The organism is Afipia carboxidovorans OM5, assembly GCF_000218565.1.
In the GTDB taxonomy this organism is placed as follows: domain Bacteria; phylum Pseudomonadota; class Alphaproteobacteria; order Rhizobiales; family Xanthobacteraceae; genus Afipia; species Afipia carboxidovorans.
In genome coordinates this window covers 3,201,589-3,224,793 of sequence record NC_015684.1, presented here as the reverse complement: position 1 = coordinate 3,224,793, position 23,205 = coordinate 3,201,589, and the positions used below count along the sequence as shown (strand labels likewise).

Below are 23,205 nucleotides of genomic sequence, written 5' to 3'. Positions count from 1 at the left end.
TTTCGGCTTTTGCCGGGAAGGTTTGAGGATGCCCTTGGGGCAGAGGGCGAGAGGCTCGCAAGGCCGCACCGCGCCGGGCTGGCGCGTGGCGCGGCTTTGCGCCGTGCTAGGCGCCTCCACTTTGCCTGTCCCCTGTTTCGCGCAGGCGCTCACCTCGTCGATGTTCACACCGTCGGTCGGCGGGTTCGCGCCGCGTGAGGATTCGCCGCTTCGCTCGGTCGGTAGTCAGGACGACATGCGGCCCACCTACGGCATTCCCCCAGCATCAGGTGCGGCCGGCAGTGGCTACGATTCGCTCAATCGGAAGCGGAAGGTGGCAAAGCCCTATCCGGGGACGCCGCACCCGACACCGAATCCGCCGTTGCAGGCACCGCGCGTCACCGCGCCGGTGTCGCCATCCTTCGCCGGCACCGCCGAGGGCGCACCGCCGCGCCGCCGCCTCAAGATCGACGACGATCCGTTCGGGCAGGTCGGCAATCGCGCCGGCAGCTTTCTGGTCAAGAGCGCTGTTGAAGTCTGGGGCGGCTATGACAGCAACCCCAGCCGCTTGTCGGAGCCGCGCGGCTCGGCGTTCTATCGTATCGCGCCGGAATTGCAGGCGACCTCGCTGTGGTCGCGCCATGCAGTGGATCTCGATCTGCGCGGTTCATTCACGGGCTATGGCACGGATTTCCCGACCACCTCGGGCGCCTCGTCGGTGCCGGTCGATATCGATCGCCCCGCTTTCAACGGCAGGCTCAGCGGCCGTCTCGATGTGACGCGCGACACCCGCGTCGTCTCCGCGGTGCGGCTTCGTCTCGGGACCGACAATCCGGGAGCGCGCGATAATATTATCCAGTATGGCCTGTCGAAATATCCCATCTACGCCACTTACGGCGGCACGGCAGGATTTGAGCAGGATTTCAATCGCCTGCAATTGCAGGTCAACGGCAACATCGACCGCACCGTCTATCAGAATTCCAAGCTCATCGACGGCACGTCGTGGAGCAATGACGACCGCAACTTCAATCAGTATGGCGTGCAGGCGCGCGCGAGTTACGATCTGACGCCGGGCGTGAAGCCGTTCGTCGAAGTCGTGGCCGACAAGCGCGTGCACGACACCCGGCTTGACCGCTACGACTATGAGCGCGATTCCACCGGTGGCTATCTCAAGGGCGGTACCAGCTTCGAATTCTCGCGCCTGCTCACCGGCGAGATCGCGGCGGGTTATGGTTGGCGCGATTATCAGGACCCGCGCCTCAAGCGCATGGACGGGCTGCTCACCAGCGCCTCGCTGATATGGCGCGCGACCGGCCTCACCACGGTGCGGCTCGATGCGGTGTCCTCAATCAACGAGACGACGCTGCCGGGTGTCTCCGGTTCGCTGTCGCGCGACTATACCGCCCAGGTCGATCACGCCTTCCGCCGCTGGCTGATCGGCACCGCGAGGTTCGGTTACGGCACTTCCGACTATCAAACCGCGGGCCAGGACAAGCGCTACTTTGCCGAGGGCACGCTGACCTACAAGCTGAGCCGCACCTTCGCGATCAAGGGCAGCCTCCGCCATGACTGGCTGGAGAGCGGCAGCGGCGGCGTGAACACGGCGGCGACGGTCGTCATGCTCGGTGTTCGGGTTCAGCGGTGAGATCGTACCAGTTTGCGTGGCGTCGGGCGTCGCTGAAAAAAGGTGGTGTTAACTCCATCGCAGGCGGCAAGCTGTTGCCGTAAGGGTCTGGCAAGGGTTCTGCGCGTACGACCAACCTCTTACGCGCGAGAAAGGCGGGGATCGTGACGGGCTGGGTGAGCTTCAAACGGTGGTGTTTTACGCCCCGGGCTCTCGTCGTCCTGTGTGCGCTTACGACCAGCGCGTTTCTCCTGATCTGCGGCAGCGTGCTGCTGGAAACGCGCCGCGCCGCCGGTGAGCTGGCCCGCAGCGCTTCCGCGAACCTCGCGGCCACCATCGATTCCGATATCGTCCGCAGCATCGAGGTTTACGATCTGTCGCTGCGCAACGCCGTCAACAACATGCTGACGCTCGACACCGAGCGCATCAGCCTGCCGATCCTTCATCTCATCCTGTTCGATCATGCCGCGACCGCGCAGCATTACGGACGCATCCGGATTTTCGATGAGACCGGCAAGCTTAAACTCGATTCCAGCACCTTGCATCCGGCGCAGGAGAGTTGTGCCGACAAGGAGTTCTTCAAGATTCATCGCGCCTCGTCCGATGCCGGGCTTTATGTCAGCGATCCCGAGGTCGGCACAGGCGCGCCGGCGCTGGTGCTGAGCCGCCGCATCACCGGCCATGATGGCCGCTTTCTCGGCGTGGTCGTTGGCTCGATACGATACAGTTACTTCCGCGACCTGTTCAGTCACCTGAAGTTCGGTGAAGGCGACACCGCCACGGTCTTCCGCAACGATGGCCGGGTGATGATGCGCCAGCCGTCCAATTCCGACACCATCGGCAAGGACCTCAGCAACTCTGCGGGCGTCCGCCAGATCCTCGCGACCAGGAGTGGCTCGGCCACGCTGCGAAGCACGCTCGACAATATCGAGCGGCTGTATGTCTGGCAGAACAGCGATCGCGCATTGGTCGTGGTGGTCGGCAAATCGCTCGAGAGCATCTACGGCCCGTGGTGGCGACAGGTGTTCATCATCGGCGGGCTGATGCTGATGCTGTCGGCGTTCGTGATCGGGGCTGCGTTCCTGCTCGCCCGCGAGATGGCGCGGCGCGCCGACGCCGAGCAGCGCCTTGCCCAACTGGCGACGACCGATGCGCTGACCGGCATCGACAACCGCCGCCGGTTCGACGAGCGCATGCTCGACGAATGGCGCCGCGGCTGGCAGAAGCTGCCGCTCTCGCTCCTGATGATCGATGCCGATCACTTCAAGACGTTCAACGACCTGTTCGGCCATCAGGAGGGCGATCAGGTGCTGGTGAGGATCGCCAAGAGCATTGCGCAATCCTCGCGCCGCCCGGCGGACTGCGCGGCGCGCTATGGCGGCGAGGAGTTCGCGCTGCTGCTGCCCGACACTGAACTCGACGATGCCATGCGGATCGCCGAGGAGATCCGCACCCGCGTCGAGCGGCTGTCGACGGAGAAATGGGCCACCACCGTTTCAATCGGCGTCGCCTGCGTCGTGCCCGACATGGCCGGCTCGTCACGGAACCTGATCGAGGCCGCGGACAAGGCGCTCTATCAGGCGAAAGAGCAGGGCCGCAATCGCTGCGTCGGGGTCGATCCCGACATGATCGTCAGGGCCGCGTGATCGCCGCGTAACAACGCCGCGCGATGATTGGTTTCCATCGGGAGCGATAACGCTCTAGGCTGCGGCTGATGATGGTTCCTTTCCGCTCGCTTCTCGCGTGCCTTTGCAGCGTGATCCTCCTGTGCGCGCCCGCCATGGGCCGCGTGCCCGAACCCTCGCCTGCCGAACAATGCCTCGCCGCCAACGAAGGGCTGTCGCTTGGCGCGGCGTTGCCGCGCACCGCGGGCATTCTCAAAAACGGCGCGCCGTTGCGGGTGGTCGCGATCGGCTCATCGTCCACGGTGGGATTGTGGATGACGCGCGAGGAAGACACCTATCCAGGCGTGATGCGGCGCGAGCTTGTGCGGCTCGTGCCGTCGCTGCAGGTCGAGATCTTCAATGCCGGGCGCAACGGCGACACCATTCCCGGCAACATCGCGCGCTTCGATCGCGACGTGTTCGCCCATCACCCCGACCTCGTGATCTGGCAGATCGGCGGCAACGATTTCACCTGGGGCGAGGAGGCGGCAAGCCTGATGCAGAAGATCGCATCGGGCATCGCGCTTCTCCGCGCGCAGGGCATCGACGTGATCCTGATGGACCAGCAATACACGCCGGTGATTCTTGGTACGCAATACGCCAAGATGCAGGGCGCGATCGCGACCGTGGTGCGCGAGCATCAGGTCGCCTACCTGCCGCGTTTCGACATGCTGCACAAGGCTGTGCAATCGGGCGTGTCGATCATGAGCCTCACCTCGCTCGACGGGCTGCATATGTCCGGCGAGGCTTACGACTGCGTCGGCCGTGCACTGGCGCGCGCGATCGTCGCGGGGGTGAAGTAGGGTGCGCTAATTACGTGTCCGCGTCATTCGTGCTTTCCCGTCGCCCCGTTTCTCGCGTCATTCCGCGAAAGCGGGAATCCAGCTTGTGAAGTCCGGGTCCCCGCATTCGCGGACGACGTTGATAGCGTGTGATTCTTGCGCGGCGTTTATCCGCTTCGTCCATGCCGCAAGCGGCAGCTCCCTGTAGCGGGAGCGGGCGGGTCAATCTCAGCCGCCCGGGTGGCCGTGTGTGTCATGAGCCGCGTGGGCGCCGCGCTTCACACCGCGCTATTACGGCTCCACAAGAACGAAGAAATAGGAACAAAAACCTATTTGACATGAAAATCAATCGAAAGAGTTTACTATCTGTTAACCATGATAAGAACAAACTCAGAACGATTCGTGGGAATGGCGAAATGCAAAATCGATCACATGCCGTAATGGCGCAGCGCGCGGAAGCAGCTGATAGTCCAGACGATTTTCCGACGCCGCCATGGGCAACGCGCGGGTTTATGGAGCATGTCATAAATGACTGCGGGCCATTTTCAAAAATGAGCGCGTTAGAGCCAGCTTGCGGTGCTGGCCATATGGCTAAAGTTTTGAAGGAGTATTTCGGGGAAGTGAGGGCTTCCGACGCATATGCATACGGATATGGTGCTGTGCGTGATTACTTAGACGTTCCTTACGAAGCCAATGCGGTAGATTGGGTAATAACTAACCCTCCTTTTCGCTTGGCGGAAGAGTTTGTTCAACGCTCCTTGATGGTGGCTCGTCTAGGAGTAGCGGTTCTTGTACGAACCGTATTTATCGAAAGTTCAGGTCGCTACCGATCCCTTTTTGAAAATATACCGCCCACGAAATTCGCACAGTATGTTGAGCGAGTCCCCATGGTTCGTGGACGGTTAGATAAAAAGGCATCTACCGCTACTGGATATGCTTGGCTTGTTTGGGAGAAAGAGAAAGTCGGCTTTCCAAGATTGATGTGGGTCCCACCCTGCAGAAAACAACTGGAAAGAGATCAAGATTATTCTTGATCGTATTCATGGGCGCTTGAAAGACCTTCCTCAATATTTGCCAATGCGTCTTCTAAAGCTGCTTTAGCTTGTTCGAGTGCTGCGACCGCCTTATGTGCTGATCGACCGGAAAGATAGGGGCCGGGCGGAGGAAGCTGGTCCTCCGATGCAGCAGATACATGCGAAAATTTAGCGCCGCTCGAAATTTCTCCTATTCGCCCTCCATTTACGCCGAACCAAGCTGCAATGTCGTGCTGGCGGTCACCTCTCGCAATCATTCCTTTCGCGATCGCGGCATCTTGGTTGTTTAAACGAATACCACTTGCCTCAGCTCGTGCCATACTCAGTTCCTCGAAAAGTTATGAATGCAATGTGTTCAGCGTCCAACATTGATGCAAATTTTGTCAAGCTTGCTGCTTTGTGCGAGGGGAAATTGTTTGCAAAAAATACAAAGAGGCCGGACTTTAAGAGCTTTGTTTTGGCGCAAAAAGAAGCTGATTTGGCCCGTGTAGCGTTCTGTTCTCAGATGGGCTCGGCATTTGTTATTTTAAACAAAATGGAAGACGCGATAATTGGAGCGATGGCTACATGCGATCGCATTAAAGTAACGTCCGTTTTGAAAGAAGATGCCGAAAAGTGGGAGGAAATGCTTGAAAAGCACTCCAAGTTACTTGAGTCAACGCTTGGAAACTTAATCAAAATTCTTTCCAAGCATCCAATTTTGCAGGACGACTTAAATTATCTCGGCTGGCTCAAGTCGAAGAGAGATTTTTTTATTCATAGGTTTTTTCGCGAAGGCAATTGGCCAGGTAATTTAGATCCGAGAGAATGCGAGTTTTATATTAGGCGTGCGCGCTATTTCGAAATTATTTTCAATAGAGCGAGTGTTCGTATTTGGAAGATATTCGCTCGAGCTGGTCTTTTCATTTTGTATGATCTGGGAGCAGACGGAGTGCTTCTCATGAATCCGGATATGTTTGCTCCGGACATCGAAGAGGAAAGCGGCGGTTAGTCCTCACACATACTTCTTCATCTCGCTGAGCAAATCGCCGCGCAGGTCTTCGCGGTCCATGGCGTAGGCGATGTTGGCGGCCAAAAATCCTGACTTCGATCCGCAGTCGTAGCTCTTGCCCTTGAACTTGAATCCGTAGAACGGCTGCTTTCCCGCAAGCGCGAGCATCGCGTCGGTAAGCTGGATTTCGCCGCCCGCGCCGCGCTCCTGCGTCTCGAGGATATTGAAGATCTCCGGCTGCAGGATGTAGCGCCCGGTGATCGAGAGGTTCGAGGGCGCGACTTCCTTCTTCGGCTTCTCGACCATGCCGTTCAGTTCGAACAGGTCGCCCTTCGACGGGCCGACGCCGACGACGCCGTACATGTGGACGTGCTCCATCGGCACTTCTTCCACCGCGATGATGTTGGCGCTGGAGGCGCCCGCGGCGGCGGCCGCATCGATCATCTGCTTCAGGCCGCTCGGCTTGTGCTTCACCAGCACGTCGGGCAGCAGCACGGCGAACGGCTCGTTGCCGATGATGTCGCGCGCGCACCACACCGCATGGCCGAGGCCGAGCGGCGCCTGCTGGCGCGTGAACGAGGTCGCGCCGGCTTCCGGCTGGTCGCGCTCGAGGATGTCCATTTCCTTGAGCTTGTTGCGCTCCTTCAGCGTGTCCTCGAGCTCGTAGGGGCGGTCGAAGTGATCCTCGATCACGCCCTTGTTGCGCCCGGTGACGAACACGAGGTGCTCGATGCCGGCCTCCAGCGCTTCGTCCACCACATGCTGAATCAGCGGGCGGTCCACCACGGTCAGCATCTCCTTCGGCATCGCCTTGGTGGCGGGAAGGAAACGGGTGCCGAGGCCGGCGACGGGAAATACGGCTTTGCGGATTTTCATGAGGCGGCTTCTCTTGGATGGCGAGGTCTTGGATGGCGAGGTCTTGGAGGGCAAGGACTTGTCCTGGAGGACAAGCTCCCGGAGGGCGAGGCGTAGGGCGGCCGGCACGCGACGCGCGCACCGGGGCGGAGGAGTCCGCCAATTTCACTATCCTGTTTGCACCCGACAACAAAGGCAGCAAATGGGCGGCGGTGCCCGCGCGGTGGCAAAATCCGCACGCGTGATTGCGTCGCGATTGTCGCGGACGGCGCCTCGTCCATGGGAAAACCGCCCTATGTTAAGGGAGTCGAAACCGTATCCGGGCCTGATAGCCGCGGGACGGAAGGGATTGGTATGGCGTGGGTCTGCGTAAAGAAGGCGGGGTTTGCGGTTGCGTTGGGAGCGCTGGTGCTGCCGCTGCCGGCTTGCGTCACCGAACAGGCATTGTCGCCGCGCACGGAACTCACCGGCGCGCTGCCACAGCAGCCCGCACCGGTGCGCCGCGCCCGCGCCTCGACCAAGGAATGGAGCGGGGAAGACGGCGCCTCCGGTTCGCCGGAGATGACGGCCGATGCTATCCGCCGTTCGGCCGCGAATTTCAGGTCGTGTGTCGCATCAATGGCGCCGGAAGCCGCGCGCCGCGGTGTCAGCCGCGCGAATTTCGACCGCCTCACCGCGAATCTCGAGCCTGATCTCAAGATTATGGACTTCATGGATTCGCAGCCCGAATTCACCAAGTCGGTGTGGGATTATCTCGATGTGCTGGTGAACGACACGCGCCTTGCCAAGGGCCGCGAGGTTCTCGCCAAATACAAGCCGCAGTTCGATGCGGTGGAGCGCGCTTATGGCGTCGACCGCTACATCATCGCATCCATCTGGGGCATCGAGTCGAACTACTCGACGCGGGGCGGCGACCGCAGCGTGCTGAATTCGACCGCGACGCTCGCCTGCATCGGCCGCCGCCAGAAATATTTCCGCGGCGAGTTTCTTGCGGCGGTAGAAATCTTGAATCGCGGCGATCTCACGCCGGACGAAATGGTCGGCTCATGGGCCGGTGCGTTCGGGCCGACGCAATTCATGCCGACGGTCTACAAGCGCTTCGCGGTCGATTTCGACGGCGATGGGCGGCGCGATGCGGTGGGCAGTGTGCCCGATCTGATCGCCTCGACGGCGAACAAGCTCAAGACCGATGGCTGGCAGGCCGGGCAGGGCTGGGGCTACGAGGTCAGCGTGCCGCGCGGCTTCGATTATCTGCTGGCCGATCGCTCGAAGGCGATGACGCTGGCGCAATGGGCGCGGCTTGGCGTCAGCCGTGCGAACGGTCAGGCATTTCCGCGTCCGGGCGATCATGCCTTCCTGCTGATGCCTGCCGGTGCGGACGGGCCGGGCTTCCTGATGCTGCAGAACTTCCGCGCCATCCTGCGCTACAACCCGGCGGAATCCTACGCGCTCGCCATCGGCCATTTTGCCGACCGGCTGCGTGGCGGCGGGCCGTTCGTGCAGGCTTGGCCGCGTTCCGAGCGGGTGCTGACCCGCACCGAGCGGCTCGAACTGCAGCAGTTGCTCGCACGCCGTGGCTTCTATCAGGGCGAGGCCGATGGCCGGCTGGGCAGTGAGACACGTCAGGCGCTGCGCTCGTTCCAGGCCTCGGTCGGCACTCCGGCGGACGGCTTTGCCTCCTCCGCGGCGCTCGATCGCCTACGGTCGCGCTGAGGCGTAACTCCCCGATGTCGTCCCCGCGCATGCGGGGGCCCGGGCTTCCCGACAGAGCTCAATTCCCGCTTTCGCGGGAATGACTGCCGCCGCCCCTTTTCGGGCCGTATTGAGCTTGTATAAGGGTCTCCCGATCGGAACCGGTTGAAGACCTGATGCGGCGATGGTGGCAGAAAATCCGGCGTGAAGGCGCGCTGCTCGCGGCGTTCGCGGTGGCGGGCGCGCTGGCGTTCGGCATGGCCGCGCCGGCTTCCGCGCAACTGTTCGATTTCGGCTTCGGCCAGCGCCGCCCGGTGCCGCCGCGCGGCGTGCCGCAGGGTGGCGGCGGAGGCGGCGGATTCTTCCCGTCCTTCCGTGATGGTTTTTTCGGCGAGCGCGCGCCGCCGCAGCAACCCGCGCAGCCGCGTGTTGATTACTCCCGCCCGCCCGCGCCGGAAAAGCGTGAGGTCGCAGCCGACCACAATGTCCTCGTTATCGGCGACGCGATGGGCGACTGGCTCGCTTACGGCCTCGAGGATGCGCTGTCCGAGACGCCGGAAATCGGCATCGTCCGCAAGGCGAAAACCGTCTCCGGCCTGATCCGCTATCAGCCGAAGGGCGAGCCCTCGGACTGGGCCGCTGCCGCGAAAGACATTCTCGCGACCGAACAGCCGGACGTGATCGTGGTGATGCTCGGCCTGCACGACCGCGTGCCGATCCACGAGAAGGTCGAGAAGCAGGACAAGGACAAGAAGACCAAGAAGGGCGCTAAAGGCAAACCGGACGCCAAGGAGGCGGACGCGAAGAATGCCGAGGCGCCTGCCGACGAGAAGGCCGCCGAAGCCGCGCCGGAGCCTGCCGCGTCCGAAGACGAGGAAGATGCCGCGCCGGCCGAGCGCACCGCACCGGCCGCGAACGGCATCGCCAATTTTCGCGATCCGCGCTGGGTCGAACTCTACAACCGCAAGATCGCGGAGCTGATCGGCATCCTGAAGGCGAAGGGCGTGCCGGTGCTGTGGGTCGGTCTGCCGGCCGTGCGCGGCACGAAATCGACCTCCGACATGCTGTTCCTGGATTCGCTTTATCGTGATGCTGCGGGCAAGGCGGGCGTCACCTATGTCGATGTCTGGGATGGCTTCGTCGACGATGCCGGGCGCTACATCCAGCAGGGTCCGGATTTCGAGGGTCAGATTCGCCGGCTGCGTTCCTATGATGGCGTATTCTTTACGAAAGCCGGCGCGCGCAAGCTCGCGCACTACACCGAGCGTGAGATTCGCCGCGTGCTCGCCTCGCGCTCCGCACCTCTCGCACTGCCGGACGAAGCACCTGACAACAGCGTATCGGTGAAGCCCGGCACGGTCGGTCCACGTCCGCTGGTGGGGCCGGTGGTGCCGCTCGTTGCGTCCTCGGTGAATTCTGACGAATTGCTCGGCGGCGCTGGTTCGCGTCCGGCCGCAGTCGATGCGCTGGCCGCACGTACGCTGGTGAAGGGCGAGGCGCTGAGCCCGCCTGCTGGCCGTGCGGATGACTTCAGTTGGCCGCGCCGCGAGATTGGTATGCTCGAAGCGCCGCCAACACCGCCCGGCGGCAACCTTGCCGACCTCGGCAGCGACAAGCCGACTGCGCCGAAGCCGAAGAAGCGCGCGCCGCAGGCCACGGCGACCGGTGGGCCGTTCGATTCGAACCGCCCGCAACCGCAGCGCCCACGTGCCCCGATCGCGCCGTCGTCTGCAAGCTCCGGCTTCTTCTTCCTCTTCCGCTGAGCAGTCGTGCCGTCTGCGTTTTGCGGGCGGATAAAAATATCGCCTCGCTGACGGAACTTGCATGCACCGCGCGAGCGCACCGCTTGCTGCGGAATCTCGTTTCCGTCACGCCTTGGTTGCGTCCTGATCTTCACATTGTCGCCGCATGCGTAAGGCGCGATGCACCGGAACGTGCGCTCTCCCTTGCCGTTGTCGGGCCGCATTGGAAAGAACACGAAGACAAGGAGACTGTCATGACGAAAATGGCTCATGCTGTTGTGGTTGCGGCCCTGGTGCTGACGCCTGCGATGGCCTCGGCACAGAACGTGGTTCGCGACAGCGCCCGCGATGGTGCGGAAGCGGGCGGCCAGGTATTGGGTCCGGTCGGTGCGGCGGTCGGCGGCACGGTGGGTGCCGCAGTCGGCACCGCAGTCGCGATCCCGGATGCGGTGATCGGCGCGGTTCGAAACGAGCATGTGCCCTCGGTCGTGGTCGAGGAGCGCATCGCGGTCGGCGAGCCGCTGCCCGATACGGTCGTGCTGCACGAGGTGCCGCGCTACAAGACCTATCGCTATGCGGTGGTGAACGATCAGCGCGTCATCGTCGACCCGCGCACCCGTCGCGTGATCCGCATCATCGAGTGATGCGCGATTGATGAAAGCCAAAGAAAAGCCCCGCCGTCGGCAGGACGGCGGGGCTTTTTGCGTCATGCGCAAACTTGATTGCTTCTCTCTTCACCTCTCCCGTGGGGAGAGGTCGGAGGCGGAGCGTAGCGAACGCCTCCGGGTGAGGGCGTACGGTGCTCAAGAGATGACAGGAGCCCCCTCACCCGCTCGCCATAGTGCGCGCGTAAACGCGCTAATGGCTCGCGACCTCTCCCCGACGGGGAGAGGTAAGCAAGAAGGCTGTTTCAAGCGAGTTCGCTCACCGCGGCAGGGTGGTCGCACCGGTGAGGAATTCGTCGATCGCGGCGGCGCACTGGCGGCCTTCGCGGATCGCCCAGACGACGAGCGACTGGCCGCGCCGCATGTCGCCCGCGGAGAATACCTTCGCGACCGACGTCTTGTAGTCGCTGGTGGCGGCGCGGACATTGCCGCGCGGATCGAGATCGACGCCGAGCGACTTCAAAAGCCCCTCGTGCAGCGGATGCACAAAGCCCATCGCGAGCAACACGAGATCTGCGGGCAACTCGAACTCGGTGCCGGGCACCGGCTGGAATTTGGCATCGACGTGCACGCCGTGCAGCTTCGCCACCTTGCCGTTTTCGCCGGAGAATTTTTGCGTCATCACCGCGTAGTCGCGCGTCGCACCTTCCGCCTGGCTCGACGAGATGCGCAGCTTCAGCGGCCAGAAGGGCCAGGTCAGCGCCTTGTTCTCATGCGCGGGCGGCTCCGGCATGATCTCGAGCTGCGTCACCGACGCAGCACCCTGCCGCACCGAAGTGCCGATGCAGTCCGAGCCGGTGTCGCCGCCGCCAATCACGATGACATGCTTGCCGGTGGCAAGGATGTCGCGCGCACCATCAAGCGGCTCCTGACCCACGCGGCGGTTCTGCTGCGGCAGGAAATCCATCGCATAGTGAATGCCGTCGAGTTCGCGGCCAGGCACCGGCAGATCGCGCGGCGCTTCCGCACCGCCGGTCAGCGCCACGGCGTCATAGGCCTTGATGAGATCGCTCGGGTCGACCGCGTCGGGCGACGAGCCGCCCACCGGCGTGTTGCAGTGGAACACGACACCTTCGGCCTCGAGCTGTTCGAGGCGGCGGTCGATGACGCGCTTCTCCAGCTTGAAGTCGGGAATCCCATAGCGCAGAAGCCCGCCCGCCTTGGCGTGCTTCTCGAACACATGCACCTCGTGGCCGACGCGCGCGAGTTGTTGCGCGCAGGCCAAACCCGCGGGGCCGGAGCCGACCACGGCGACCTTGCGGCCGGTTTTCTCCGTGGCGATTTCCGGCGCGAGCCAGCCGCTCTCCCACGCGCGCTCGACGATCGCATGCTCGATGCTCTTGATGGTGACCGGGCTCTCGATGATGTTCAGCGTGCAGGATGCCTCGCACGGCGCGGGGCAGATGCGGCCGGTGAAATCAGGGAAGTTGTTGGTCGAGTGCAGGTTGCGCGAGGCCTCTTCCCAGTTGCCCTTGTAGACGAGGTCGTTCCAGTCCGGGATCTGGTTGTTGACCGGGCAGCCCGGCGTGCCGGGCGCGACCGAGCCGGTGCCGTGGCAATAGGGCACGCCGCAATTCATGCAGCGCGCGGCCTGATCGCGCAGCTCCTTCTCCGACAGCGGAATGACGAACTCGTCGTAATTGGTGATGCGCTCGGCAACCGGCTTGTAGCCGCGGTCGTGCCGTTCGAACTCAAGAAATCCGGTGATCTTTCCCATGGCTTTCCAAATGCCCCGTTGTCTCATTCGGTCATTCCGGGATGCGCCAGCGGCGCAGACCCGGAATCTCGATCCTGTATCGGCTGAATTCCGGATCGGGTCCGCTGCGCGGCCCGTCCGGAACGACGCATGCAATGCTAGGCGCCGATCGCAACCGCCGGCTCGGTGTCTTTCTTCGCCTTGATCTCGCTGAGCGCGCGGCGATACTCGACCGGCATCACCTTGCGGAACTTCGGCAGATAAGCCTTCCAGTTCGCGAGAATGTCGGCGGCGCGTTTCGAGCCCGCATACTTCGCATGCCGCGCGATCAAGACCCGCAGCCGCTTGATGTCGTCGGCGAGGAGGTCCTCGAACACGTCGACGCGGCCGTGCGCTTCGAGATCGTCGTGCATGTGATAGGCGCTCTCGGCGATCGCTTCCTCGGCAAGCACCGGCTGGAGTTCGACCATCGCCATGTTGCAGCGCTTGGCGAAGCTGTTGTCCTCATCGAGGACATAGGCGATGCCGCCCGACATGCCAGCCGCGAAGTTGCGCCCGGTCTGGCCGAGCACGACGACGATGCCGCCGGTCATGTATTCGCAGCCGTGATCGCCGACGCCTTCCACCACCGCAACGGCGCCGGAGTTGCGCACGGCGAAGCGCTCGCCCGCGACGCCGCGGAGATAGGCTTCACCCTCGATCGCGCCGTACAGCACCGTGTTGCCGACGATGATCGACTCTTCCGGCACGATCGCGGACTGACGCGGCGGGCGCACGATCAGGCGGCCGCCCGAGAGGCCCTTGCCCACATAGTCGTTGCCTTCGCCTTCGAGATCGAAGGTGATGCCGTGGCAAAGCCAGGCGCCGAACGCCTGACCGGCGGTGCCCTTGAGGCTGACATGGATCGTGTCGTGCGGCAGGCCGGCATGGCCGTAACGCCGCGCGACTTCGCCCGCGAGCATCGCGCCCGCGCTGCGGTCGGTGTTGCCGATCTCGGTTGCGATCTTTACCGGCGCGCCGCGGTCGAGCGCCGCCTGCGCTTCCTTGATGAGCTTGCGGTCCAGCACCTTCTCGAGGTGATGGTGCTGCGGCTCGTTGTGATAGATCACTTGGCCCGGCGCTTCCTTCTGCTTGTAGAACAGCTTGGAGAAGTCGAGGCCGTTCGCCTTCCAGTGCGCGACGAGGCGTGTCTGGTCGAGCATCTGGCTCTGGCCGATCATCTCGTTGAAGGTGCGGTAGCCGAGCGAGGCCATGATCTCGCGCACTTCTTCGGCGACGAAGAAGAAGAAGTTGATGACGTGCTCGGGCTGGCCGGTGAAGCGCTTGCGCAGCACCGGGTCCTGTGTCGCCACCCCGACCGGGCAGGTGTTGAGATGACACTTGCGCATCATGATGCAGCCGGCCGCGATCAGCGGCGCGGTGGCGAAGCCCATCTCGTCGGCGCCGAGCAGCGCGCCGATCACGACGTCGCGTCCGGTGCGGAAGCCGCCATCGACCTGCACGCTGATACGTGAGCGCAGCCGTTCGCGCACCAGCGTCTGGTGCGTTTCGGCGATGCCGACTTCCCACGGTGAGCCCGCGTGCTTGATCGAGGTCAGCGGCGAAGCGCCGGTGCCGCCCTCGAAGCCTGAGATCGTCACATGGTCCGCACGCGCCTTGGCGACGCCCGCCGCAACCGTACCGACGCCGATCTCGGAGACGAGCTTCACCGAGACCTGACCGTCGGGATTGACGTTCTTCAGATCGTAGATGAGCTGTGCCAGATCCTCGATCGAATAGATGTCGTGATGCGGCGGCGGCGAGATCAGGCCGACGCCCGGCGTCGAGTGGCGCACCTTGGCGATGGTCTCGTTGACCTTGTGGCCGGGGAGCTGACCGCCTTCGCCGGGCTTTGCGCCCTGCGCCATCTTGATCTGCATCATGTCGGAGTTGACGAGGTATTCCGTCGTCACGCCGAAGCGGCCGGAGGCGACCTGCTTGATCGCCGAGCGCATCGAGTCGCCATTCGGCATTGGCTTGAAGCGGTCGGATTCCTCGCCGCCTTCGCCGGTGTTCGACTTGCCGCCGATCCGGTTCATCGCGATCGCGAGCGTGGTGTGCGCCTCGCGCGAGATCGAGCCGTAGGACATCGCGCCGGTGGCGAAGCGCTTGACGATCTCCTTGGCCGGTTCGACTTCCTCGAGCGGCACCTTCTTGCGGCTGTCATCCTCGGCCGACTTGATGCGGAACAGGCCGCGCAGCGTGAGGAGACGCTCGGCCTGTTCGTTGATCTGCTTGGCGAAGGCGCGGTAGCGATCCTGCGAGTTGCCGCGCACGGCGTGCTGCAGGGCTGCGACCGAATCCGCGGTCCATGCGTGATCCTCGCCGCGGGTGCGCAGCGCGTATTCGCCGCCGAAGTCGAGCGCGCTCTTGTAGATCTGCGCATCGCCGAACGCCATGACATGACGGCGCACCGCTTCCTCGGCGATCTCGGCAAGGCCGACGCCTTCGACGCGGGTATGCGTGCCGGTGAAGTACTTCGCGATGAAATCGCTCTTCAGCCCGATGGCGTCGAAAATCTGCGCGCCGCAATAGGACTGATAGGTCGAGATGCCCATCTTCGACATGACCTTGAGCAGGCCCTTGCCGATCGCCTTGATGTAGCGCTTCACCGCTTCCTTGCTGTCGGGCGAACCCGGCAACTGGTCCTTCATTGCGATGATGCTCTCGAAGGCGAGATAGGGGTTGATCGCTTCTGCGCCGTAACCCGCGAGGCAGGCGAAGTGATGCACTTCGCGCGGCTCGCCGGATTGGACGACGAGGCCGACCGAGGTGCGAAGCCCGACGCGGATCAAATGATGATGCACGGCGGCGCAGGCAAGCAGCGAGGGGATCGGTATGCGATCGCTGCCTGTCATGCGGTCGGACAGGATGATGATGTTGTGGCCCTCGCGCACGGCGGCTTCCGCGCGTGCACAGAGTTCATCGAGCACCTGTTCCATGCCCGCCGCGCCGAGGCCTGCGTGGAAGGTGGTGTCGAGGATGCGCGACTTGAACTGCGAGTCCGCGATCTCCGAGATCGTGCAGATCTTTTCGAGATCGGCGTCGGTCAGGATCGGCTGGCGCACTTCGAGGCGCTTGTTCTTCGACAGGCCTTCGAGATCGAACAGGTTCGGGCGCGGGCCGATGATGGAGACGAGGCTCATCACCGCTTCCTCGCGGATCGGATCAATCGGCGGGTTCGTCACCTGCGCGAAGTTCTGCTTGAAGTAGGTGAACAGCGGCTTCGGCTTGTCGGAGAGCGCCGACAGCGGCGTGTCGGTGCCCATCGAGCCGATCGCTTCCTCGCCCATCGCCGCCATCGGCGACATCAGAACGGCGAGGTCTTCCTGCGTGTAGCCGAACGCCTGCTGGCGATCGAGCAGCGGCAGGTTCGGCCGCGTCACGCTTTCGGCCAACGGCTGCAAGTCCTCAAGCACGATCTGGCTATGGTCGAGCCATTGGCGATAGGGATTCTTGGCGGCGAGTTGTGCCTTGATCTCGTCGTCCGGAATGAGGCGGCCCTGTTCGAGATCGACCAGCAGCATCTTGCCGGGCTGCAGCCGCCACTTGGTGACGATCTGATCTTCCGGGATCGGCAGCACACCCATCTCGGACGCCATCAGGATACGGTCGTCCTTGGTGACGAGATAACGTGCGGGCCGCAGGCCGTTGCGGTCGAGCGTCGCGCCGATCTGGCGGCCGTCGGTGAAGGCGAGCGCAGCCGGGCCGTCCCACGGCTCCATCAGCGCCGCATGATATTCGTAGAAGGCGCGGCGTTCTTCATCCATCAACGGATTGCCGGCCCAGGCTTCGGGCACCAGCATCATCATGGCGTGGGCGAGCGAGTAGCCGCCGCGCACTAGGAATTCGAGCGCGTTGTCGAAGCAGGCAGTGTCGGACTGGCCCTCATAGGAGATCGGCCACAGCCGGCTGATGTCCTTGCCGAACAGGTCGGACTTCACCGACGCCTGACGCGCGGCCATCCAGTTGACGTTGCCGCGCAGCGTGTTGATCTCGCCGTTGTGCGCGATCATCCGGTAGGGATGCGCGAGCGACCAGGTCGGGAAGGTGTTGGTGGAGAAGCGCTGGTGCACCAGCGCCAGCGCGCTGGCAAAATCCGGCTCGTGCAGGTCAGGATAATACTTGCCGAGCTGGTCGGCGAGGAACATGCCCTTGTAGACGACGGTGCGGGTCGAGATCGACACCGGGTAATAGCCGGCAAGGCCGCGCTCGCGCCGCTCATAGACCGCGTTCGAGATCGACTTGCGCAGGATGTAGAGCTTGCGCTCGAATTCCTCTTCGGTGCCGGTGACGCTGCCGCGGCCGATGAAGATCTGCATATGTGCCGGTTCGGTCGGCTTCACCGTCTCGCCGAGGGAGGAGTTGTCGGTCGGCACAACGCGCCAGCCGATGAGCGTCATGCCCTCGGCGGCGATCTGGTCGGCGATGATGCTCTGGATGACGGTCCGCCAGGCCTTGTCGCGCGGCATGAACAGCGCGCCGACGGCGTAGTCGCCGGGCTGCGGCAGTTCGAAGCCGAGTTCGCGGGTTTTGCGGACGAAGAAGTCGTGGGGAATCTGAACGAGGATGCCGGCGCCATCTCCGGCGCGGGGATCGGCGCCAACGGCGCCACGGTGTTCAAGATTGCAAAGGATGCTGATCGCGTCTGAGACGATCTGGTGGGACTTGTGTCCCTTGATGTTGGCAATGAAGCCGACGCCGCAGGAATCCTTTTCCAAGGAGAGGTCGTAAAGACCTTCAGCAGGCGGGCGCCAAGTATGTTCGAGAGTGTGCTCGGGGGCGTGGGGGCTGGCCCTGTGTTGTGCTCGTTCAGGCTGGCCACCACCAACCTGAACCATCTCCGGTGCTTGGGCACCGCCTGTGTATCGTACGAATTGGGTCATCTGTTTATGCCTCGAACCCGATGGTCTTGTTGCGTCCAGCCGCACCCACAGCGGTTGCGGTAAGCCCGGCTTCGGCCGGGAAACCGCCCGCCAGCAGACGAGCTCACTTTCGATAAATGCAGGCTCGTCGGCGCCAGTCGGGGCGAGAACGAGCGGTCTTCCATGGAAGGACGGCGGAATGGTGTCGTGCCCCTGTCCGCAGCCTCCGTCCGGAACCCCGGCAAATATAGGACAGTACTACTGCCCTACTCAGACATTGCCAAACTTTTTTCTATCACACAAGCGGTATCGGAGTCCCCGGCACAAGCATCAACCGCGCAATGTATCGCCTCATTTGGCGGGCGGAGAGGCCCGGGCTTTGGCCGTAAAGAACCTCGTTCCGGCCCAAGCCTCGCCGAATTCCCCGGCAAGATGAGAGGGCAGGCTTCGACGCTCACACTGCGAACAGCGGGGAGGGACGACGAACAATGAGGTTACTCGCTTCAGTTTGCGCGGGAACGATGGTGGCGGCGGGGCTTTCCGCCGCTTCACCGGCGGTGGCTCAGGTGATCCGGCTGCCGGCCGCCTCTGCTTCCAATGGGTTTTCCCTGCGTGTGTTCGAAATTATTCGTATCGCCGACGTGCTCCGCAGCGATGACGACGGGCGCGGACCTTATGCGGCGGTGCCGGACGAGGCGCTGCCGGAGGATGAGGAGGCTTTTCTCGCGCCCGAGGAAATTCCGTCGCTGCTGCGCGAGCAGGGGTTTTCGCCGCTCGGCCCGGTGTTCCGGCGCGGCTCGGTCTACACCGTGGCGGTGCTCGACGAGAACGGTGAGGACGGCCGGCTGATCGTCGATGCGCGCACCGGCGAGGCGGTGCGTTTCATTCCGGCGATGCGGATGGATTCACGGCTGAGCGAAGAACTCGATCGCGTCTACGGGCCGCGCGGCGCGCCGCCCGCCGCCTTCGCCCGCAACCCGCGCGATGCGCCTTACCGGACGGCGCCTGCGCCGCGGACGGCGGATCATGCGCCGCTGCCGCAGTCACATCGCAGTGCGCCGCCAAAGCGTATCGCCAAGCCTGCCGCGCCCAATCCTGCTGCCGCACAGATGAAGGCTCAGAATAAGGCACCCGAGAACAAGGAGAATGCGGAGCGTTCCGCCCGTCTCGCGCAGCCGCCGGCGGCAAGCCAACCTCCTCCGGTGACGAAGCCTGCTAAAGTTGAGGCGAAGTCGGAAGCAGATACGGCGAGCGTCGAGTTGAAGCCGACCGGGCCGATGCCGCCGGTGCAGCCGATGGATTGAGACAGGATGAGGAAAAGGCGGCCAGACGACGGCCGCCTTTCTGCCTCATGGAGTGTTGTCTCAGGGCCGCCAGAAGCCGGCCTGCTGCTTGGTCGCGATGTTGAGCCGATTCCACACGTTGATGGCCGCGATCGTCAGCACGACGGAGGCGATATCGGTCTCGTTATAGTGGCGGATCAATTCGTCCCAGATTTCATCGGGAACCGGATCGGCCCTGTCGCTGATGCGCGTCAGCGCTTCCGTCATCGCAAGTGCTGCACGCTCGGCCGGCTCGAAGTAGGGTGTATCGCGCCAGGCCGCGACCGCGAACAACCGGTCATCGGTTTCGCCCGCCTTCTTGGCGAGCCGCCAGTGACCGTCGATGCAGACGCTGCAGCCGTTGATCTGGCTCGCGCGCAGGCACATCAATTCGAGGAACCCCTCGGGGATGTTGCCTTTCTTCGCGGCCTCATGAAACGCGCCCATCGCCTTCATCGCATCGGGCGCGACCATGGCGGGATTGGTCATACGTGGTTGCATGGGAAATCTCCGTCTTGAATCCGTCTTGGAGTTTGTCGACCTTCCGGTTCCGCCGGCTGTCACATCCGGCCGGATCGGTTCGTCAGAGGGGTGACGGAGCAAGCTGCGGAGATGTGACCGATGAGCGAAAATAATTTTCTGGCGGAGAGGTTCGAGGCGAACCGTGTGCATCTGCGTGCCGTCGCCTACCGGATGCTCGGCTCGCGCAGCGAGGCGGAGGATGCGGTGCAGGAGGCGTGGCTGCGGCTTGGCCGCACCGACAGCGAGGACATCAAGAATCTCGGCGGCTGGCTGACAACCGTGGTGGCGCGGATCTGTCTCGACATGCTGCGCGCCCGCAAGTCGCGCCGCGAGGAGCAACTGAGCCCGCTGACGCCCGAACCCGCAGCCGATAACGAAAACGGCGAAGAGGAGATTGCCGATTCCGTTGGCGCCGCGCTTCTGATCGTTCTCGATACGCTCTCGCCTGCCGAGCGGCTCGCCTTCGTGTTGCACGATATGTTCGCGGTGCCGTTCGAGGAGATCGCGCCGATTGTCGGTCGCGAGCCTGCCGCCGCACGACAACTGGCGAGCCGTGCCCGCCGCCGCGTGCAGGGTGCATCGGCAAAGTCCGAAACTGAGATGCCCGTCGCCGACCTGAGCCGCCAGCGCGAGGTGGTCGATGCGTTTCTGGCGGCCTCCAAGCTTGGTGATTTCGAGGCACTGCTTACCGTGCTCGATCCGGAGGTCGTGTTCAGAGCGGATGCCACGGCGGTGAAAATGGGCGGCCCGGCGGAGTTGCGCGGCGCCGAGGCGGTGGCCAACACCTTCAAGGGCCGCGCGCAGGCGGCGCAGCCTGCGGTGGTCGACGGTGCGATGGCGGTCGCGGTGGTGTTCGGCGGGCGGCTTCGTATCGTGCTGGAGCTTCGCATCGAAGGCGACCGGATCACGGGCATTCACGCCATCGCCGATCCGGATCGCATCAAGGCGTTCGACGTCGCGATCCTCGACACATGAAAAAGCCCCGGCAGATGCCGGGGCCAAGTCTCGTACAGCCTAGGGAGAAACGTTTATCGCGTCGCGATCAGGCAGCCTGTTTGCCGTCGGTCTCGACGGTTTTTGCCGTGGCGCTGCCGGTCGAGATCGGAATCTGCCGCGGCTTGGCGGCTTCCGGAATCTCGCGGACGAGATCGACGTGCAGGAGGCCGTTCTCGAGCGAGGCATTCTTCACTTGCACGAAGTCGGCAAGCTGGAAGGTGCGCTCGAAGGCCCGCGAGGCAATGCCCCGATAGAGCACTTCAGCCTGGCTGTTCTCGTTCGCGACCTTCTCGCCCTTGATCGTCAGCGTGTTTTCCTTCGCGACGATCGAGATGTCATTCGGGGAGAAGCCGGATACGGCGACCGAGATTCGGAAATCGTTCTCGCCGGTACGTTCGATGTTGTAGGGCGGATAGCCGTTCGAGCCATCACCCGACGCCTGATCGAGCAGCGAGAACAGCCGGTCGAAACCGACGGTGGAACGATAGAACGGGGTGAGATCAAAGCTGCGCATGTTAAGTCCTCCATTGAGCGACCGGCGCGTATGACGTGAGGCGGATTCGGCTGTCGGCCGGGGCATTCGTCTCACAGGCACAACGCGCGGCTCTTTTGCCAAAGAGCAGACAACCCGCCGGACTGGCCGGGTTTTCGTTCTGCGTACCGCCTAGAGAGGCCGGTACGAAACTGATATGGGTGGGTGCTTTCGGGCTTCAAGGGGTGATCGGCCAGCGTATTTTCGTCATGGCCGGGCTTTGTCCCGGCGAGAGAAGTTCATCGATGTTTTGGTTAGATTCTGACGCATGACGCTGGTTTCGATCCCCGCCAATCCCGTGCCCGAAGATGTCGTCTCCGGCACCATCAAGGCCCGCGATGGGGTGGAGCTGCGCTTTGCGCGCTGGGCGCCGCCCGCGGGCCGCAAGGGCACGGTCTGCATCTTTGCCGGGCGCGGCGAGTGCATCGAGAAATATTTCGAGACGGTACATGAACTGCGTTCGCGCGGCTTTGCAGTTGCGATGGCCGACTGGCGCGGGCAGGGGCATTCCGGGCGGCAGCTTGGCGATTACCGCAAGGGTTATGTCCGCAGCTTCAAGGATTACGAGGCCGACGTCGCGACCTTCGTCCAGCAGGTGATGCTGCCGGATTGCCCGCCGCCTTACTTCGCGCTCGCCCATTCGATGGGCGGTGCGGTGCTGCTGCGGGTGCTGCATGGCGGCGCGCGCTGGTTCGACCGCATCGTCATGACCGCGCCGATGATCGACCTGCCGGGACGCACCACCTCGTGGCCGGTGCGCACGCTGATCCGCACCCTGCGGTTCGTCGGTATGGGCGGCAGTTATGTGCCCGGCGGCAATGACCGGCTGGTCGGCAGCGCACCGTTCGCGGACAATCCGCTGACCAGCGATCCGGTGCGCTATGCGCGCAATGCCGCGATCCTGGAAGAAGAGCCGACGCTCGGCATCGCCTCGCCGACCATTGCGTGGACCGACGCCGCATTCCGCACCATCCTGAGTTTTCGCGCGGCGAGTTATCCTTCGCGCATCCGCCAGCCTGTGTTGTTACTTGCGGCGGGCCATGACCGCGTGGTCTCGACGCCCGCGATCGAGGAGTTTGCCTACCACCTGCGCGCGGGCTCGCACCTGGTTATCGCTGGCGCGCGCCACGAGATCCTGCAGGAGCAGGACCGTTACCGGGCGCAGTTCTGGGCCGCCTTCGACGCGTTCGTGCCCGGCACGCCGTTGTTCTAGGGCGTTTCATTCTTAATGGAAGCGGGATCTGTCATTGCCGGGCTTGCCCCGGCAATCCATCTTCTTGAAGAGATTCTTTTTTTGTAGATGGATGCGCGGGTCATAGGCGAGCGGAAGCGACGCCGTTCTTCGAACGGCTATGCCCGCGCATGACGATTCCGAGTAAACTTAAAACGCTCTAAATGATCATCTACAGCAGGTGCAACTGCGCGATCTTGTCGATCGCAAGATAGCTGCCGAGCGCGATCATCGAGAACAGAAACCAGCGCCGGAAGGTTTCGGGCGACATCCGCAGCCGCAGCACCTGACCGAGATACATGCCGATCAGCGAGGCGACGAGGCCGAGCGTCGCCGGGATCGCGATGTCGGCGGTGAGAAAGCCGCCATTGCCGAGATTGAACAGCATCGCCACGGTCGAGGTGGTGAAGAACACGCCGAGCGCCTGAATGAACTCCTCGCGCTCGAGCCCAAGCGAATGGATGAACGGCATCGAGGGGATCACCTGCACGCCGGTCGCGGCTGCGATCAGCCCGGAGAGATAGCCGCAGATCGCGCCGATCCAGCCTTCCTTTTCCTTCGCAACATGAAACTGTGGCCGCCTCAGCGAGACGACCGCATACACAATGAGAAGAATGCCGAGCAGGATGGTGCCGTAGGGCGCATACGGGCCGGAGAGGAAGTCCATTCCCGACCAGACGCCGAGGCAGCAGGCGAGCAGCAGCGGCCACATCCGCCGCACGATGCGGAAGAAGTAAGGCCCGCCGAATGTCTGCCAGAGATTGGTGATGATCGCGGGGCCGATCACGAGCGCGATGGCGTGCGCAGGCGCCATCCGCGTTGCGAGCAGGCCAATGGCGACGGTGGGCAGGCCCATGCCGATCACGCCCTTGACGAACCCGGCAAGCACGAACACGGCAAGCATGACAATGAGCGCGACATCGATCATGGTGCGCAGATTGACCGCGCCGCCCTCCGTGCACAAGATCAAGCTT

General features: G+C 63.3%; 18 protein-coding genes. 11 read left to right on the top strand and 7 right to left on the bottom strand.

Annotated features, from left to right (window positions below; translation table 11 throughout):
• Positions 1–28: 28 nt before the first annotated feature.
• From OCA5_RS15200 to OCA5_RS18920, 4 genes are all read left to right on the top strand, one after another.
• Positions 29–1,624 carry an outer membrane beta-barrel protein gene (locus tag OCA5_RS15200; RefSeq protein WP_013913351.1) on the top strand — a complete coding sequence of 532 codons (1,596 nt, stop codon included), beginning with the start codon at positions 29–31 and terminating at the stop codon, positions 1,622–1,624.
• A gap of 143 nt (positions 1,625–1,767) precedes the next feature.
• Positions 1,768–3,249, top strand: coding sequence for a sensor domain-containing diguanylate cyclase (locus tag OCA5_RS15195; RefSeq protein WP_012562098.1), 1,482 nt, complete (start codon positions 1,768–1,770; stop codon positions 3,247–3,249).
• A 68-nt stretch (positions 3,250–3,317) separates the two neighbouring features.
• Positions 3,318–4,070, top strand: coding sequence for an SGNH/GDSL hydrolase family protein (locus tag OCA5_RS15190; protein WP_013913349.1), 753 nt, complete (start codon positions 3,318–3,320; stop codon positions 4,068–4,070).
• A 395-nt stretch (positions 4,071–4,465) separates the two neighbouring features.
• Positions 4,466–5,083 (top strand): hypothetical protein, encoded by a 618-nt coding sequence (locus OCA5_RS18920; RefSeq protein WP_013913348.1) that lies wholly within the window; start codon positions 4,466–4,468, stop codon positions 5,081–5,083.
• Here OCA5_RS18920 and OCA5_RS18915 read toward each other — a convergent pair.
• Positions 5,074–5,403 (bottom strand): hypothetical protein, encoded by a 330-nt coding sequence (locus tag OCA5_RS18915; protein ID WP_013913347.1) that lies wholly within the window; start codon positions 5,401–5,403, stop codon positions 5,074–5,076. The genes OCA5_RS18920 and OCA5_RS18915 overlap by 10 nt on opposite strands.
• 20 nt (positions 5,404–5,423) lie before the next feature.
• Here OCA5_RS18915 and OCA5_RS15180 point away from each other — a divergent pair, with 20 nt between their 5' ends.
• Positions 5,424–6,074 carry a hypothetical protein gene (locus OCA5_RS15180; RefSeq protein WP_244420549.1) on the top strand — a complete coding sequence of 217 codons (651 nt, stop codon included), beginning with the start codon at positions 5,424–5,426 and terminating at the stop codon, positions 6,072–6,074.
• 3 nt (positions 6,075–6,077) lie between these two features.
• Here the strand turns inward: OCA5_RS15180 and galU are convergent, their stop codons facing one another.
• Positions 6,078–6,950, bottom strand: coding sequence for a UTP--glucose-1-phosphate uridylyltransferase GalU (gene galU / locus OCA5_RS15175; RefSeq protein WP_041559554.1), 873 nt, complete (start codon positions 6,948–6,950; stop codon positions 6,078–6,080).
• Positions 6,951–7,283: 333 nt separating this feature from the next.
• Between galU and OCA5_RS15170 the strand changes: the two genes are divergently transcribed.
• The 3 genes from OCA5_RS15170 (at position 7,284) to OCA5_RS15160 (ending at position 11,007) form a co-directional block, all read left to right on the top strand.
• Positions 7,284–8,642 (top strand): lytic murein transglycosylase, encoded by a 1,359-nt coding sequence (locus tag OCA5_RS15170; protein WP_012562102.1) that lies wholly within the window; start codon positions 7,284–7,286, stop codon positions 8,640–8,642.
• A gap of 155 nt (positions 8,643–8,797) precedes the next feature.
• Positions 8,798–10,384, top strand: a complete 1,587-nt coding sequence (locus tag OCA5_RS15165) for an SGNH/GDSL hydrolase family protein (protein ID WP_012562103.1) — start codon at positions 8,798–8,800, stop codon at positions 10,382–10,384.
• Positions 10,385–10,617: 233 nt separating this feature from the next.
• Positions 10,618–11,007 carry a DUF1236 domain-containing protein gene (locus tag OCA5_RS15160; RefSeq protein ID WP_012562104.1) on the top strand — a complete coding sequence of 130 codons (390 nt, stop codon included), beginning with the start codon at positions 10,618–10,620 and terminating at the stop codon, positions 11,005–11,007.
• Positions 11,008–11,287: 280 nt separating this feature from the next.
• Here OCA5_RS15160 and OCA5_RS15155 read toward each other — a convergent pair whose 3' ends face one another.
• Positions 11,288–12,745, bottom strand: a complete 1,458-nt coding sequence (locus OCA5_RS15155) for a glutamate synthase subunit beta (protein ID WP_012562105.1) — start codon at positions 12,743–12,745, stop codon at positions 11,288–11,290.
• Positions 12,746–12,882: 137 nt separating this feature from the next.
• Positions 12,883–17,649 carry a glutamate synthase large subunit gene (gene gltB / locus OCA5_RS15150; RefSeq protein ID WP_013913345.1) on the bottom strand — a complete coding sequence of 1,589 codons (4,767 nt, stop codon included), beginning with the start codon at positions 17,647–17,649 and terminating at the stop codon, positions 12,883–12,885.
• A gap of 467 nt (positions 17,650–18,116) precedes the next feature.
• On the opposite strand from gltB, the gene OCA5_RS15145 reads away from it, so the two are divergent.
• Positions 18,117–18,932 (top strand): hypothetical protein, encoded by an 816-nt coding sequence (locus OCA5_RS15145; RefSeq protein WP_012562107.1) that lies wholly within the window; start codon positions 18,117–18,119, stop codon positions 18,930–18,932.
• 60 nt (positions 18,933–18,992) lie between these two features.
• Here the strand turns inward: OCA5_RS15145 and OCA5_RS15140 are convergent, their stop codons facing one another.
• Complete coding sequence (locus OCA5_RS15140; RefSeq protein WP_013913344.1) at positions 18,993–19,451, bottom strand: carboxymuconolactone decarboxylase family protein; 459 nt, start codon at positions 19,449–19,451, stop codon at positions 18,993–18,995.
• Between the two features lie 120 nt (positions 19,452–19,571).
• Between OCA5_RS15140 and OCA5_RS15135 the strand changes: the two genes are divergently transcribed.
• Positions 19,572–20,447, top strand: coding sequence for a sigma-70 family RNA polymerase sigma factor (locus OCA5_RS15135; RefSeq protein WP_012562109.1), 876 nt, complete (start codon positions 19,572–19,574; stop codon positions 20,445–20,447).
• Positions 20,448–20,514: 67 nt separating this feature from the next.
• Here OCA5_RS15135 and OCA5_RS15130 read toward each other — a convergent pair whose 3' ends face one another.
• Positions 20,515–20,982: an Hsp20 family protein gene (locus tag OCA5_RS15130; protein WP_012562110.1), complete on the bottom strand. Its 468-nt coding sequence runs from the start codon at positions 20,980–20,982 to the stop codon at positions 20,515–20,517.
• 286 nt (positions 20,983–21,268) lie between these two features.
• Here OCA5_RS15130 and OCA5_RS15125 point away from each other — a divergent pair, with 286 nt between their 5' ends.
• Positions 21,269–22,213, top strand: a complete 945-nt coding sequence (locus OCA5_RS15125; RefSeq protein WP_012562111.1) for an alpha/beta fold hydrolase — start codon at positions 21,269–21,271, stop codon at positions 22,211–22,213.
• Positions 22,214–22,403: 190 nt separating this feature from the next.
• Here OCA5_RS15125 and OCA5_RS15120 read toward each other — a convergent pair whose 3' ends face one another.
• A complete protein-coding gene (locus tag OCA5_RS15120; protein WP_013913343.1) occupies positions 22,404–23,159 on the bottom strand; it encodes a sulfite exporter TauE/SafE family protein in 756 nt (251 codons plus the stop codon).
• Between the last annotated feature and the right edge of the window lie 46 nt (positions 23,160–23,205).

What these genes read in the sequence shown, in the direction of transcription:
- OCA5_RS15120 (WP_013913343.1), bottom strand. Translation starts at nt 23,159, where the DNA reads ATGATCGATGTCGCGCTCATTGTCATGCTTGCCGTGTTCGTGCTTGCC.
- OCA5_RS15155 (WP_012562105.1), bottom strand. Translation starts at nt 12,745, where the DNA reads ATGGGAAAGATCACCGGATTTCTTGAGTTCGAACGGCACGACCGCGGC.
- OCA5_RS15190 (WP_013913349.1), top strand. Translation starts at nt 3,318, where the DNA reads ATGATGGTTCCTTTCCGCTCGCTTCTCGCGTGCCTTTGCAGCGTGATC.
- OCA5_RS15170 (WP_012562102.1), top strand. Translation starts at nt 7,284, where the DNA reads ATGGCGTGGGTCTGCGTAAAGAAGGCGGGGTTTGCGGTTGCGTTGGGA.
- galU (WP_041559554.1), bottom strand. Translation starts at nt 6,950, where the DNA reads ATGAAAATCCGCAAAGCCGTATTTCCCGTCGCCGGCCTCGGCACCCGT.
- OCA5_RS15200 (WP_013913351.1), top strand. Translation starts at nt 29, where the DNA reads ATGCCCTTGGGGCAGAGGGCGAGAGGCTCGCAAGGCCGCACCGCGCCG.
- OCA5_RS18920 (WP_013913348.1), top strand. Translation starts at nt 4,466, where the DNA reads ATGCAAAATCGATCACATGCCGTAATGGCGCAGCGCGCGGAAGCAGCT.
- OCA5_RS15140 (WP_013913344.1), bottom strand. Translation starts at nt 19,451, where the DNA reads ATGCAACCACGTATGACCAATCCCGCCATGGTCGCGCCCGATGCGATG.
- OCA5_RS15135 (WP_012562109.1), top strand. Translation starts at nt 19,572, where the DNA reads ATGAGCGAAAATAATTTTCTGGCGGAGAGGTTCGAGGCGAACCGTGTG.
- OCA5_RS18915 (WP_013913347.1), bottom strand. Translation starts at nt 5,403, where the DNA reads ATGGCACGAGCTGAGGCAAGTGGTATTCGTTTAAACAACCAAGATGCC.
- OCA5_RS15180 (WP_244420549.1), top strand. Translation starts at nt 5,424, where the DNA reads ATGAATGCAATGTGTTCAGCGTCCAACATTGATGCAAATTTTGTCAAG.
- OCA5_RS15125 (WP_012562111.1), top strand. Translation starts at nt 21,269, where the DNA reads ATGACGCTGGTTTCGATCCCCGCCAATCCCGTGCCCGAAGATGTCGTC.
- OCA5_RS15145 (WP_012562107.1), top strand. Translation starts at nt 18,117, where the DNA reads ATGAGGTTACTCGCTTCAGTTTGCGCGGGAACGATGGTGGCGGCGGGG.
- OCA5_RS15165 (WP_012562103.1), top strand. Translation starts at nt 8,798, where the DNA reads ATGCGGCGATGGTGGCAGAAAATCCGGCGTGAAGGCGCGCTGCTCGCG.
- OCA5_RS15160 (WP_012562104.1), top strand. Translation starts at nt 10,618, where the DNA reads ATGACGAAAATGGCTCATGCTGTTGTGGTTGCGGCCCTGGTGCTGACG.
- OCA5_RS15130 (WP_012562110.1), bottom strand. Translation starts at nt 20,982, where the DNA reads ATGCGCAGCTTTGATCTCACCCCGTTCTATCGTTCCACCGTCGGTTTC.
- gltB (WP_013913345.1), bottom strand. Translation starts at nt 17,649, where the DNA reads ATGACCCAATTCGTACGATACACAGGCGGTGCCCAAGCACCGGAGATG.